Origin of the sequence: Paenibacillus sp. URB8-2 (assembly GCF_013393385.1) — a bacterium.
GTDB lineage: Bacteria > Bacillota > Bacilli > Paenibacillales > Paenibacillaceae > Paenibacillus_AQ.
In genome coordinates this window covers 4,284,295-4,298,249 of sequence record NZ_AP023239.1, presented here as the reverse complement: position 1 = coordinate 4,298,249, position 13,955 = coordinate 4,284,295, and the positions used below count along the sequence as shown (strand labels likewise).

The following is a 13,955-nucleotide window of genomic DNA, read 5'->3' as shown; positions in this document are numbered from 1 at the left end:
TATGTCCCCCGGCGCGGATCGGAGAGGACAGTTCGGTCTTTGGCTGGCGATTCTGTTGTCTCTAGGTGTCATAGGGAAGAGCCGTTAGAGGCGGACTTGAGCGTAGACGGACCTCTTTGCCTCTTTTTCAGAATGGATAAAGATGCTTTTCCCGGCAGGCTGCGTTAAAATTAAAGGGTTAATCATCGGCTTTAATATTCATTGAGAAATGAGGGATGGATATGAAGAAACGCGAATTGGGTAAATCCGGTCTGGAGGTTTCCGCTCTCGGTCTCGGCTGTATGGGCATGTCCGAATTCTACGGCGGCCTCGACGAAGAGGAATCTATCCGTACGATCCACCGGGCGATTGAGCTGGGCGTTACTTTCCTCGATACGGCTGATATGTACGGCGTCGGCAGAAACGAAGAGCTGGTCGGTCGGGCAATCAAGGGACAGCGGAATAACGTTATCCTGGCTACGAAATTCGGCAACGTTCGCGCGGCTGACGGAACACCGCTCGGTATAAACGGCCGGCCCGAGTATGTGAAGCAAGCGTGCGACGCCAGCCTGCGGCGGCTTGGTGTGGATCATATCGATCTCTATTATCAGCACCGGGTCGATCCGAATACACCGATTGAAGAGACGGTTGGCGCGATGGCCGATCTTGTACAGGCCGGCAAGGTACGGTACCTCGGCTTATCCGAGGCATCGCCCCGGACGATAGCCAAAGCGCATGCCGTTCACTCAATCGCCGCGCTGCAGACGGAATATTCGCTGTGGAGCCGGGAGGTTGAGGATGAAATCCTGCCTTTCTGCCGGGAACAGGGGATCGGCTTTGTGCCATACAGTCCGCTGGGCAGAGGATTTCTGACCGGTCAGATCAAATCCTTCGACGATTTGGAGGAGAATGATTACCGGAGATTCGCTCCGCGGTTTCAGGGGGATAACTTCCGCAAGAATCTCGATTTGGTCGATCGCATTCATGAGATTGCCAAGGAGAAAGGCTGCTCGTCCTCGCAGCTGGCGCTGGCCTGGCTGCTCAGCCGGGGAGATGACATCGCGCCGATTCCCGGAACGAAACGCAGATCCTATCTGGAAGAGAACATCGGCGCTCTCGATATAACGCTGGATGAGAATGATCTTCATCGGATCGAAGAAGCGGCTCCGCAGGGAGCAGCAGCGGGCTTCCGGTATCCCGAAGCTTCGATGAAGAACATTGACCGCTAAGACCGCGTTCGTTGAATTACTGCGGATGGGAGCCGGATATTTGTTAACACTAACGGAAATACAGGAGGAAGTAGAATGAGCTTTCCGATTACGCGGCACCGCCGCTTGCGGTCTTCCGCCGGAATTCGCGGAATGGTGCGCGAGACGGTGCTGAATCCGCTTGATTTGATACAGCCTATCTTTGTTACGTATGCAACCGGGATCAAACGGGAGATCGGCTCCATGCCGGGCGTCTATCATTTCTCGCTCGATACGCTGAAGGAGGAAGTGGATGAAATTGTCTCTCTCGGCATACCGGCGGTACTGCTGTTCGGCATTCCCGAGACGAAGGACGCCGTCGGCTCCTCCGGGTTCGACGAGTACGGAATCGTGCAGGAGGCGACACGCTTAATCAAGCAGTGGTATCCAGATCTGCTCGTTGTCGCCGATACCTGTCTGTGCGAGTTCACGGACCACGGCCACTGTGGCATGGTGCATACCCATACCGTGGACGGCACCCTGCACGGGGATGTGATGAACGATGCTTCGCTTGAGCTGCTGACCCGCACGGCGGTATCGCAGGCGAAGGCCGGAGCGGATATCATCGCGCCGTCGAACATGATGGACGGGTTCGTCCAGGCGATCCGCGCCGGGCTTGACGAGGCCGGGTTCGAGCATGTGCCGATCATGTCCTATTCGGTCAAGTACGCTTCCGCGTTCTACGGTCCGTTCCGCGAGGCTGCGGATTCGGCGCCGCAGTTCGGCGACCGGAAGACGTACCAGATGGACCCCGCGAATGTGCGCGAAGCGATCCGCGAAGCGGAGAGCGACGTGCTGGAAGGCGCGGATATGCTGATGGTGAAGCCCGCGCTCGCTTATATGGATGTCATTCGCGTGATCCGCGACCAGTTCGATCTTCCGCTCGTCGCTTATAACGTCAGCGGCGAATACTCAATGGTCAAGGCGGCTGCACAGCAGGGCTGGATCAATGAGAAGGCGATTGTACTGGAGCTTCTGACGGGCCTTAAGCGCGCAGGCGCCGATACGATCATTACGTACCATGCCAAGGACGCGGTCCGCTGGCTGCGCGGGGAGTAACGGAGAGGCTTTTTTAAAATACAAGAATTTATAAGTTTCGCGCGTATTATTAGCCTAATATATCTACGAGAAACGTTCGGGCGTCCTTCAAGGACTCCGTCAGGCGTTTCTTCTTGAGACAGGAGGGGTTCTGGAATGGGCAAGGAGAGCTTGGCCCGGAGGGAGGAAGCTTCCCGGGCAGCCTTTGAAGAGGCGAAGAACTACATTCCCGGCGGGGTGAACAGCCCGGTCCGGGCGTTCAAATCGGTCGGGTTGACACCGATCTACGTGGAACGCGGGGAAGGCTCCCGGATTTACGATATCGACGGGAACAGCTTTATTGATTACGTCTGCTCCTGGGGACCGCTCATTATGGGCCATGCCCATCCGGAAGTAGTCAAGGCTCTGCAGGAAACGGCGGTCAGAGGAACGAGCTTTGGAGCGCCTACGCTGATCGAGACGGAAATGGCCAAGACGGTCGTGGAACGCGTTGATTCAGTGGATATCGTACGGATGGTCAACTCCGGCACGGAAGCGACTATGAGCGCGATCCGGCTGGCCCGCGGGTATACGGGCAGAAGCAAAATCCTGAAATTCGAAGGCTCCTATCACGGCCATGGCGACAGCCTGCTGATCAAGGCCGGCTCAGGCGTCGCGACGCTCGGGCTGCCGGACAGCCCGGGAGTGCCGGAAGGGATAGCCTCGAATACAATCGCGGTGCCGTACAACGACCTGGAATCGGTCAAGCTGGCTTTCGAGCGGTATGGCAGCGATATCGCCGCGGTTATCGTGGAGCCGATTGCCGGGAATATGGGCGTCGTTCCGCCGGCTCCCGGATTTTTGGAAGGCCTGCGCAAGGTGACAACGGGCTATGGAGCCTTGCTTATTTTTGACGAGGTTATGACCGGCTTCCGCGTGAACCGGGGCTGCGCGCAGGGCCTGTTCGGCATCAAGCCGGACCTGACCTGCTTCGGCAAGGTCATCGGCGGCGGACTTCCCGTCGGTGCCTATGGCGGAAGCCGGGAGATTATGGAGCAAATCGCCCCATCCGGTCCGATCTACCAGGCGGGCACGCTCAGCGGCAATCCGCTGGCGATGGCGGCGGGTCTTACGACGCTGAAGCTGCTGACACCGGAAGTTTACGACCGGTTGGAAACCCTGGGCGCGCGGCTGGAAGAAGGGCTCAAAGCGAATGCGGAGGAGACCGGAGTTCCGCTGACCGTTAACCGCGTCGGCTCGATGGTGTGCCCGTTCTTTACGGCGGGGCCGGTAACCAATTACGAAACGGCGAAGGGCAGCGACGTGAACCGTTTCCGCGCCTACTTCGGCGAGATGCTGGAACGCGGAATCAGCGTGCCTCCTTCGCAATTTGAGGGTATGTTTATTTCCGCGGCCCACACCGAGCAGGATATCGACGATACGCTTGAGGCTCACCGTGCGGCCCTGAAGACGCTGTGAGGCCGGGAGAATCCGCCAAGAAGCCCGGTTGGGCGCGGCGCGGGGAATGGCTGGAGACGATGCCCGGCCGCAGTGTGACCTCCGCCGAGGACAAAGGCGAGGCCATTGACCGGTGGCTGAAGGAGACGGTCGGAATGCCGGACAAGCTGCTGTCCCGGCTTCGCCGCGAGGACGGCATCCAGTGGAGAGGGGACCGGCTGCGGCTGGCCCTTTTTCCGCCCAGGGAACCGGGGATTGAACCGGTCTGGCATGAGCTTGAAGTGCTGCACGAGGACGACTTCTGCCTCGTCGTTCACAAGCCTGCCGGGATGGCGGTGCATCCCGACGGAAGCGGGAACGGCGTGACGCTGGATCATGCGGTCGCCGCCCATTACGCCGCCTCCTGCGAGAATTGCGCCGTCCGGCATATTCACCGTTTGGACAGGGAGACGACCGGACCGGTGCTGTACGCGAAGAATGAATTTGCGCAGGCGATTCTGGATGAGGCGATGCGGGACAAGGTGATTTCCCGCCGGTATGCCGCCATAGTCAAGGGAGAGGTGCCGAAATCGCTGACTGTGATCGATCAGCCGATTGGACGCGACCGCCATCATGCCGGACGACGGAGGGTATCCCCCGGCGGTCAGGCGGCGGTGACCCGGATTGTCGGCCGCGAGGTGTGGCAGGGAGCATCTCTGCTGCATATCGAGCTGGAGACGGGCCGGACGCACCAGATCCGGGTGCATTTAAGCCATGTGGGCCATCCCCTATACGGAGACGCACTGTACGGCGGGCCGAAGGCGCCGGAAGTTCAGGGGAACCGTCCGCTGAACCGGCAGGCGCTGCACGGGGAAGCCCTGCGCTTTGCGCATCCATGGAGCGGGGAAGAGCTTGACATTGTCGATCCCTGGCCGGACGATATGCTGCTGCTGCGGAACGTTCTTGGCGGCGGCATCGGGTAAACCGACAAAAAAGGATCAAAAGCGCATCAGCTTAGCTGCCGAGCGCTTTTGATCCTTTTTTCGTTTAGCTGTTGCGGAAAAGTAGAAGCCGGGAGTGGGAAGCGAATGGATGAAACGGAATTTCTCCCTTTTATTTCTCAAAAAGTGGCCTTAGGCTACGCCTGGGCGGGAATTTCTCCATCTTAATTGGACGTTTCCACTGAAAACTGCCCAGATGCAAGTCGATAAGCCGGAGCTTTTCCCGCTTAATGGCATGGTCTTCCCATTTTTCAGGAAATAAGAGGGAGGTTTTCCCGTTCACGCCAGAGTCCTCGGAGACTAACGGCCCGGCCCTTCGCCCTTTCATAACCTGTGCGCCGGGTGTCGGTCCAGCCGGATTTCCAGCCATTCTACTCAGTGACGCCGGGTATCAGACCAGCCGGATTTCCAGCAGCTCATACTCAATTACGCCTGCAGGCGCATCCACCTTGATGACACTGCCGGCTTTTTTGCCGATAAGCTCTTTGCCCAGGGGACTTTCGTACGAAATTTTACTCTGGGCTACATCGGCTTCGGCGGGGCTCACAATCCGGTATTCGACTTTCTCGGAGAACTCGATATCATTCAGTACGACGAGCGACCCAATGACGACAGACGAAACGTCCAGACTGTCCGCACTGACAACGCGGGCGTGCTTCATCATGTTCTCAAGCTGCTTGATCCGCGTCTCCATGAACGCTTGATCGTCTTTAGCGGAGTGGTATTCGCTGTTTTCCTTAAGGTCGCCATAGCTGATCGCCACTTTCAGGCGCTGGGCCAGCTCCTTGCGTTTGACCGTTTTAAGCTCTTTAAGCTCTTCGTCCAATTGGGCAAAGCCCTCCGGAGTCAGGATAATTTCATCTTCTTTGTTCGCCATTTAATCACAACTCCCAATTTCTCGCTTTTAAATCTGTCTCTATTGTACCCTAAATAGGGGCGGATGTGATAATGGCCGTTTACCCGCGGAATTTCCGCAGCTTCAGGTGGCTGGTGGCGGCGCTTTTCGAACGGATTGTCATGTGCTCTTTTTAGAAGCATATACATGGGGAGAGTAACATTTTTGGGCTTACGCTCTGGGCCTGTCCCGGGGTTAGATTATGCCAAGAAGGAGGACATTTCCCGTGTTTGACCAGTCCCACGGCCTGCGGTTTGATATTTACGAACGCATTCACCTGTCTCAAGACCTTCCGGGGATAGCCGAACTGGAAGAGGTTGAGCTGCTGCCGGATATTCAGGTCATTCAGCGTGAAGACCGGGCGGAGCTGCGCGGACAGCTGCTGCTGACCGGCCTTTACCGGAGCGAAGATGACCGGACCCACCGTTTGGAGCACTCCATTCCGGTTGAAATCACGGTGCCGCTGGCCCGGGTCAGCTCGCTTGATGAGATCGGTGTGGAAATTGAAAATTTCGATATCGACCTGCTGACAATGCGCAGTGTGAATATTACCGGTGTGCTGTCGCTGCGCGGAATCGGAGGGGCGGAGGCGGTTCCCGCCTGGCAGAGCGGAGAATTTACCGTTGCTTATTCGCCGGATGAGGGAGACAGAGCTTTATCCGGAAAGGCCAATGCCCCGGCGGAGGGAGCGGAGGGATTGTATGAAAATTCCCTTTGGACTTTCGGGGAAGGAGCAACGGAGGATGCCGTCCAGGAACGGGAGCAGACGGAAGCATTCAGTGCCGCTCAAGCGTTTCCGGGAATCACGGAGGATGAAGACGGCGATGAATCGCCCAGTTTGGATCTGGAGGAGGACCGGTATGCCGAGATTCATACGGAGAGCGGCCAACCGTTCAGCATTGAACAAAAGACGGAACTTGGCGGCCACCGGAAGACTGCGGAAAGCTGGAGCCATTTTGCCACGGGCGGCACGAACGCAGGCGGCGGCAGTCCGTTTGCCGGCGACCGGACTGCCGCTGCGGACACGGCGGATATTGCGGCGGCGGACGGCGCAGAGAGTGCGGATATCGCAGACGTTTCAGACGCGGGTTCCTTCGATTCCCTCGCTGCGGCCAACGGCGCTTCGGAGGAAGAACAGCTTGCGCAGGACGCCGGCAGCCTCTCGGAGACGGCCTTGTCCCCGGAGGAGAAGCATGATCTGAAGATCGCTCTCGGCAGCAAAAAGGACACCGGCGAGCAGGCCAAGGAGCACCTGAGCTTCTCTTCCCTGTTGTCCTCCAGCCGCTCGCACAGCGAGAATGAGGAAGCTCTGGCGGAAAAAGCCGTCTCCGAAGCTGCTGCGATTACTGCGGCGGAATCGTCTGAGGATACCGAGTGGAAGAGCCGATTCATGAGGAACAAGGACGGGGAGGGGGCCTTCCGCAAGGTTCGTCTCTGCATTGTGCAGCGCGAGGAGACGCTGGATACGATTGCGGAGAAATATCAGCTCAGCGCCCGCGAACTGGTTCTGTATAACCGGCTGCCCGGCCAGGCGGTGGAGGAGGGGCAGGTCATTTATATTCCGTAAGGACTTTCCGGCGGAACATAATCAAAATCCCGGCTGATTAACAGTCGGGATTTTTGTTTGGAAGATCTTAACAAGACGTCTTTCCTGGAGAGGAAACTCATGATCATAACGCTTGATTTCAAGAGTGAGACGCCTATTTACATGCAGCTTCGCAATGCGGTGGTCGTGGCTATCCGCAGGGGCGATTTGAAGGACGGTGAGAAACTGCCGACGATCCGGCAGCTGGCAGAGGAGCTCGGGATTAACGCGATGACGGTAAATAAAGCCTACGCAATTTTGAAGAACGAAGGATTCATTTCGATTGACCGCAGGCACGGAGCTACGGTAACAAGGCCCGAGGGCGGACGCGCAGAGTACAGAGAGAAGCTGGAACAGGAACTGACTCTCGTTATCAGCGAAGCCAGCCTAAAGGGAGTGGGCCGGAAGGAATTCCTCGATACCTGCGCGGATATTTTCGCAGCGCTCGCCGCTGGACAACCTTCGATTGCAGAATAGAAAGGGGCCTGTTGAAATGACAATGGTATTGATATTGATTCCCATATGTCTCATTATCCTCTTAACAATGCAACTGTCTTACGGTATGCGGCCGTACGTTACTCGAGGAATCATCGTTTTCGGTATTGGCATCCCGGAGCATGCCAACCAGGCCGAGGAACTGGAGAGCCTAAGGGCTTCTTTCCGTCAAAACAATATCTTCTTTATCGTTATGGGCTCGTTGACGCTTCTCCCGATGTTTGCGTTGAATCGTTATTTTTCACTGGTCTTTGTATACTGGTGGGTCTGGATGGGGCTTGTAATATGGGGCGGATACCGATTGTTCGTAAAATATCACCGGGCCGCGGCCCGGATCAAGCGTGAGCATGATTGGAGCATGGGAGAACGGCGCATCGTTCGAGTCGATACCACGCTTACCAGGGCGTACATATTCAAGCACTCGCCTCCTTATATTGTCATCAGGTTAGCGGATGAATATATCGTGTTTAACGATAAAAAAGCTTCGGATACCCGGCGGATGTTCGAGGAGCTCAGACGCAAACTTCCGCATTAAATATCCGTGAAATATCCGTGGCTGCGATCAGGCTGTACTGGCGAACTGGTCGATTTTGCGTTAGACTAAAATATAGGAGACGAAGAACGTCCCGATCCATTCCCGCCGAATGGATCGGGACGTTCTTCGTCATTTTAGAGGAGATGATCAAAATGAATGTTGAGGAAGCGCATGCAGCATTTATCGAATACCATTTGCGGAGCAGAACGGGAGAACGAAAAGGCCGTCTGGAGCGGGGACACCGTGATGCAGAGAGGTTGTTTTGCCACAGCATATGGTGGCCGCTTCAAGGAAACTTCAATAATTTGCATCCGGAATACGAAGTATTGGATTGGCGGGGGCTATCCTATTTCTGCGATTTTGCCTGGCTTACGCCGTTTGCGAAGCTGATCATCGAAATTAAAGGTTTCGGTCCCCACGTCACGGACATGGACAGAAAAAAATATTGCAACGAACTGAACCGGGAAACTTTTTTAACGGCGATGGGTTTCCAGGTCATTTCTTTTGCCTATGACGACGTCGCTCATCATCCTGAACGAACGATCACGCTTCTGCGCATGGTGCTTAGCCGTTATCAGTCCGAGTCTTCTCCGGTTAACCTGAACAGTGTAGCGGAACGGGAAATCATCCGTCTGGCCTGTATGCTCGCCCGCCCCCTTCGCCCCATCGATGTGGAGACTCATTTAAGCATCAACCATCGCACAGCCGTTCGAATGCTGCAAGCACTTTGCGAGAAAGGATGGTTTACTGCTGCAACCGGAGCGGCGGGCAAACATATAGTGCGGTACGAGCTGCAGCGAGGCGCGATGAACCAAATGTTGCAGAAAACCTGAAATTGTACATCTTTTATCGGCGTTGGAACGTTCACTGAATAAGATGCCTGCCTAGATACAGTTATTTTCCCGTGCAAGCTCAAATGCAGTCGGCAGAGCCTTGAATTCCTGCACAATAGCAGGTTTTTCCGCCTAACCACCGCTTGTGTTCGAAATAACCTGCACTATAGCTGCAATTGCAAGGCGCCGATTGTCGATTAGCTGCTTTGCAAGGCGCCAGAGTAATGCCTGCAAAATGATGAGACCCCAACAAGCCTTCTTACTCTGCAAAAACTTTCCTTCAAAAATTCGTAAGCGATTGTCCTGCTATGACCAGTCTTCCGGTTGACTACGCCGAACTCAAAATGTATTATGTAAAGTATTAAGCAATATTTCCTTAAAGACTGGGAACGGGAAGAGTAGGCGGTCAGCCCTTCAGAGAGCGGAATGCAACAGCTGTGAGCTTCCGCAGGATGCAGCCAGCCGAAGTCGCCCCGGAGTCGCACGCTTGAGCTGTATAGCCGCTTAAGGCCATACCGTTAGAGCGCGCCGGCCGCAGGCCGTTATTTCTGCATTGAGTGTCGCGTTTTGCCGGCGTTTTTTATAGAACGTACCGGCTCCGCCGTTGCCCGGCGAATTACGCGAAACAAAGGTGGTACCGCGAAAGAATGACCTTTCGTCCTTTGAGGACGGAAGGTCTTTTTTGTATTTAATTTAGGGACTCTTAGCTGCGCGCTTATCCATGGCCCTATATTTCCAAGTGAAACGGTTCCGTCCCTGAACGGATGGTGCCAGCCGTTTCTTCGGTTCGACAGTTAGACAAATATGGAGGTAAAAAGCAATGACAGAACATAATCCATTGACTCCGGCGCAGCAGCCGGAACTTGAAGAGATCGGAGGCAGCCCGGCGGAGGGCGGCGCCAAGAACGATATGCCGACCACGTATGATCCCAAGGCTGCGGAGCAGAAGTGGTATCCTTACTGGATGGAGGGAGGCTTCTTCCGCGCAGGACTGCGTCCGGACGCGAAGCCTTATACGATTGTCATTCCGCCGCCGAACGTGACGGGGATGCTGCATATCGGGCATGCGCTCGATTTTACGCTGCAGGATATTCTCATCCGCACGAAGCGGATGCAAGGTTACGATACGCTGTGGCTGCCGGGTACGGACCATGCGGGCATCGCGACTCAGACGAAGGTCGAGCAGAAGCTGCGCGCCCAGAACGTATCCCGCTACGATCTCGGCCGCGAGAAATTTCTCGAACAGGTATGGGAGTGGAAAGACCAGTACGCGGCAACCATCCATGAGCAGTGGTCCAAAATGGGGCTGTCGCTCGATTACACCCGCGAACGGTTCACGCTGGACGAGGGACTGTCCAAGGCGGTGCGCGAGGTATTCGTCAAGCTGTACGAAAAGGGCCTGATCTACCGCGGCAAGCGCATCATCAACTGGGACCCTGCGGCCCGCACGGCCCTGTCCGATATTGAAGTGGAGTACAAGGAAGTCAACGGCCATCTCTATCATCTGCGTTATCCCCTTAAGGACGGCAGCGGCTCTATCACCGTGGCGACCACGCGTCCGGAGACGATGCTGGGCGATACGGCGGTTGCGGTGCATCCGGAGGATGAGCGCTACAAAGATATGATCGGCAAGACGCTGATTCTTCCAATCATCGGCCGCGAGATTCCGGTCATTGCCGATGAGTATGTTGAAAAAGAATTCGGCAGCGGCGCGGTTAAAATTACGCCTGCCCATGACCCGAACGACTTCGAGGTCGGCCAGCGCCACAATCTGCCGCAGATCGTCGTCATGGACGAGAGCGGCACGATGAACGCCGAAGCGGGGCCTTACCAGGGCCAGGACCGCAGCGAATGCCGCAAGAACATTACCGCCGACCTGAAAGAACAGGGCGTGCTCATCTCCATTGAGGACCATGTCCATCAGGTGGGACACAGCGAGCGCTCCGGCGCCGTGGTTGAGCCTTATTTATCGACGCAGTGGTTCGTGGCGATGCAGCCCCTCGCCGAAGCGGCGATCCAGGCGCAAAAAGACGGCAGCGGCGTGAACTTTGTGCCGGACCGGTTCGAGAAGATATATCTGCACTGGATCGAAAATGTGCGCGATTGGTGTATTTCCCGCCAGCTCTGGTGGGGCCACCGCATTCCGGCCTGGTATTCCGAATCCACCGGCGAGATGGTTGTCGCCCGCGACGAAGAGGAAGCGCGCCGGATCAGCGGCCTGGACGATCTGAAGCAGGACGAGGATGTGCTGGATACGTGGTTCAGCTCGGGCCTGTGGCCGTTCTCCACGCTCGGCTGGCCGGATGACAGCGCAGATTTGAAACGCTATTACCCGACTGACGTGCTCGTGACGGGTTACGATATCATCTATTTCTGGGTGGCGCGGATGATCTTCACGGCGCTGGAATTTACCGGCGAGAAGCCGTTCTCCGACGTGCTGATTCACGGCCTTGTCCGCGACTCGGAAGGACGGAAGATGTCCAAGTCGCTCGGCAACGGCGTCGATCCGCTCGAAGTCATCGAGAAATACGGCGCCGACGCCATGCGCTATATGATTTCCACAGGCAGCACGCCGGGACAGGACCTGCGTTTCCGCTGGGAGAAGGTCGAACAGGCGCGTAATTTTGCGAACAAGATCTGGAACGCCTCGCGCTTTGCGCTGATGAATCTGGAAGGCGTGTCCTTTGGGGATATCGACATTTCCGGCAAGCTTGGCACCGCCGACCGCTGGATTTTGCACCGCCTGAACGAAACTTCCCGCGATATTTCGCGTCTCATTAATGCATATGACTTTGGCGAGACCGGACGTCTCCTGTACAATTTCATTTGGGATGATCTCTGCGACTGGTATATCGAGTTCGCGAAGCTTTCCCTGTACGGCTCGGACGCCGCCGCCAAACGCAGCACGCAATCCGTACTGGCTTATGTGCTCGACCGCACGATGCGCCTGATCCACCCGTTCATGCCGTACATTTCGGAGGAAATCTGGCAGCATCTGCCGCATGAGGGCGAGACGATTACGCTGGCCGCATGGCCGGAATATGATGCTGCGCTTGAGAATCCGGATGCGGTGGCCGAAATGAATCTGTTGATGGATATGATCCGCGCCGTGCGCAATATCCGGGCCGAAGTGAATGTGCCGATGAGCAAAAAGGTCGAGCTGATCGTCAAGGCGGGAAGCGAAGAGACGCTGGCTATTATCGAGCGGAACAACGCCTACATCAGCCGTTTTGCCAATACCTCCTCTTTCGAGGCGGGCCTGAATCCGGACGCTCCGGAGAAGGTCATGTCCGCCGTTGTGACGGGGGCCGAGCTGCTGCTGCCGCTGTCTGGTCTGATCGATATTGAGCAGGAAATCGCCCGGCTTGAAAAAGAGGTGCAGACGCTGAACAGCGAAGTGGAACGCGTGGAGAAAAAGCTCGGCAACCCTGGCTTCGTAGCCAAGGCGCCGGCCAAAGTCATCGAAGAGGAACGGGCCAAGCAGGCTGATTACTCGGCCAAACGCGAGAAAGTGCTGGCCCGTATCGCGGAGCTGAGAGGATAACGGATATGGAAGAGATGAACGGGGCCGGCTCAGCCGCCCCTTTACAGTGCTATACTGCTGCGGTGGATTGGATCAACGGCCTCATTCCTTTCGGCATCCGTCCGGGCCTTGAACGGATCGAACAGATGATGGAAAGACTGGGGCAGCCGCACCGCCGGCTGAAATTCATTCATGTTGCGGGAACGAACGGCAAGGGATCAACCTGCGCTTTCCTGACGTCGGTGCTAAGACAAAGCGGATATTCCGTCGGAACGTTTACTTCCCCCTATATTACGAAGTTCACGAACCGGTTTCAGTTTAACGGCGAGGACATTCCCGAAGAGACGCTGACGGCGATTGCGAACCGCCTGCATCCGCTGGTTGAAGAAATTGCGAATACCGAGCTGGGTTCTCCTACGATGTTTGAGGTAGCAACCGCGCTTGCGATTTTATATTATGCGGAAGAATGCTGCCCTGACGTTGTCGTATGGGAAACGGGCCTGGGGGGAAGGATGGATGTAACGAACATCGTTACCCCGATCGTGTCGGTCATAACGAACGTTGGCTACGATCATACGGATGTTCTTGGAGATACGCTTGAGAAAATCGCCTACGAGAAGGCGGGCATTATCAAGCCCGGCGTTCCTGTCGTCAGCTGCGTCTCCCAGCCCGAAGCGATCTCCGTGCTTAAGGATAAGGCTTCGTCCTGCAAGGCGACCCTGTATCTCGCCGGGGATCAATTTGCCTATGAGAGCAAAGGGATCGAAGAGGGTGTGCAGACCTTTACCTTCAGAGGTCCTTTCCGCTCGCTGGATATCGGCATTGCCATGAAGGGGGAGCATCAGGTGGCCAACGCCGCTGGCGCCATGATGGCGCTGGAGGTGCTGCGCCAGTACATGGCGTTCATTCTCGAGGACGAGGATGTGCTCTCCGGCTTTCGCCATACGTTCTGGGCCGGAAGGCTGGAAGAAATTCCGGGCACCCCGCGGATTGTTCTTGACGGCGCGCATAACCCCGAGGGGGCGCAGAGCCTGGCGTCAAGCCTGCCGAAGTACTATCACTACCGAAAATTAAATTTACTGATGGGTATGCTGTCAAACAAGCATCATGAGTCGTACTTCAAGCATATACTTCCTATAGTGGATACGCTTATCCTGACCGAACCGGATTTCCGGAAGAAAATGGACGCGGAACACCTTCAGCTCATCGCGGAGAGTCTGCGGGAGAACTATGCCAAGGATCATTTGCAAATCATTGTGGAGCATGATTGGGGCAAAGCGCTCCAGCTTCTGAAGTCGATGACGGAAGAAGACGATTTGGCGGTCGTGTCCGGTACGCTTTATTTGATCGCTGATGTACGGAGCGCGCTTTTGCGGCAACCCGATTCTGAAAAAGGCTGGTGACTAAC

General features: G+C 56.1%; 11 protein-coding genes and 1 other annotated feature. Of the genes, 10 read left to right on the top strand and 1 reads right to left on the bottom strand.

Annotated features, from left to right (window positions below):
* Positions 1-221: 221 nt before the first annotated feature.
* The 4 genes from PUR_RS19870 (at position 222) to PUR_RS19855 (ending at position 4,663) form a co-directional block, all read left to right on the top strand.
* Positions 222-1,208, top strand: coding sequence for an aldo/keto reductase (locus PUR_RS19870; protein WP_179036733.1), 987 nt, complete (start codon positions 222-224; stop codon positions 1,206-1,208).
* A gap of 75 nt (positions 1,209-1,283) precedes the next feature.
* The gene (gene hemB / locus PUR_RS19865; protein WP_179036732.1) at positions 1,284-2,285 is read left to right on the top strand and encodes a porphobilinogen synthase; all 1,002 of its coding nucleotides are present in this window, start codon (positions 1,284-1,286) and stop codon (positions 2,283-2,285) included.
* A gap of 135 nt (positions 2,286-2,420) precedes the next feature.
* A complete protein-coding gene (gene hemL / locus PUR_RS19860) occupies positions 2,421-3,722 on the top strand; it encodes a glutamate-1-semialdehyde 2,1-aminomutase (protein WP_179036731.1) in 1,302 nt (433 codons plus the stop codon).
* Positions 3,723-3,781: 59 nt separating this feature from the next.
* Positions 3,782-4,663: an RluA family pseudouridine synthase gene (locus PUR_RS19855; protein ID WP_179038004.1), complete on the top strand. Its 882-nt coding sequence runs from the start codon at positions 3,782-3,784 to the stop codon at positions 4,661-4,663.
* 409 nt (positions 4,664-5,072) lie between these two features.
* Here PUR_RS19855 and greA read toward each other — a convergent pair whose 3' ends face one another.
* Positions 5,073-5,558, bottom strand: coding sequence for a transcription elongation factor GreA (greA, locus tag PUR_RS19850; RefSeq protein ID WP_179036730.1), 486 nt, complete (start codon positions 5,556-5,558; stop codon positions 5,073-5,075).
* 244 nt (positions 5,559-5,802) lie between these two features.
* On the opposite strand from greA, the gene PUR_RS19845 reads away from it, so the two are divergent.
* The 6 genes from PUR_RS19845 (at position 5,803) to PUR_RS19820 (ending at position 13,950) form a co-directional block, all read left to right on the top strand.
* Positions 5,803-7,143, top strand: coding sequence for a LysM peptidoglycan-binding domain-containing protein (locus PUR_RS19845; RefSeq protein WP_179036729.1), 1,341 nt, complete (start codon positions 5,803-5,805; stop codon positions 7,141-7,143).
* Positions 7,144-7,242: 99 nt separating this feature from the next.
* Positions 7,243-7,638, top strand: a complete 396-nt coding sequence (locus PUR_RS19840; protein WP_179036728.1) for a GntR family transcriptional regulator — start codon at positions 7,243-7,245, stop codon at positions 7,636-7,638.
* Positions 7,639-7,654: 16 nt separating this feature from the next.
* Positions 7,655-8,191, top strand: a complete 537-nt coding sequence (locus PUR_RS19835; protein WP_179036727.1) for a hypothetical protein — start codon at positions 7,655-7,657, stop codon at positions 8,189-8,191.
* Positions 8,192-8,343: 152 nt separating this feature from the next.
* The gene (locus PUR_RS19830; RefSeq protein WP_179036726.1) at positions 8,344-9,024 is read left to right on the top strand and encodes a DUF559 domain-containing protein; all 681 of its coding nucleotides are present in this window, start codon (positions 8,344-8,346) and stop codon (positions 9,022-9,024) included.
* 376 nt (positions 9,025-9,400) lie between these two features.
* Positions 9,401-9,690, top strand: a binding site (T-box leader).
* A 244-nt stretch (positions 9,691-9,934) separates the two neighbouring features.
* Positions 9,935-12,568, top strand: a complete 2,634-nt coding sequence (locus tag PUR_RS19825) for a valine--tRNA ligase (protein ID WP_232101897.1) — start codon at positions 9,935-9,937, stop codon at positions 12,566-12,568.
* Between the two features lie 5 nt (positions 12,569-12,573).
* Entirely contained in the window at positions 12,574-13,950 is a 1,377-nt protein-coding gene (locus PUR_RS19820) for a bifunctional folylpolyglutamate synthase/dihydrofolate synthase (RefSeq protein ID WP_179036724.1), read from the top strand.
* The last annotated feature ends 5 nt before the right edge of the window (positions 13,951-13,955 follow it).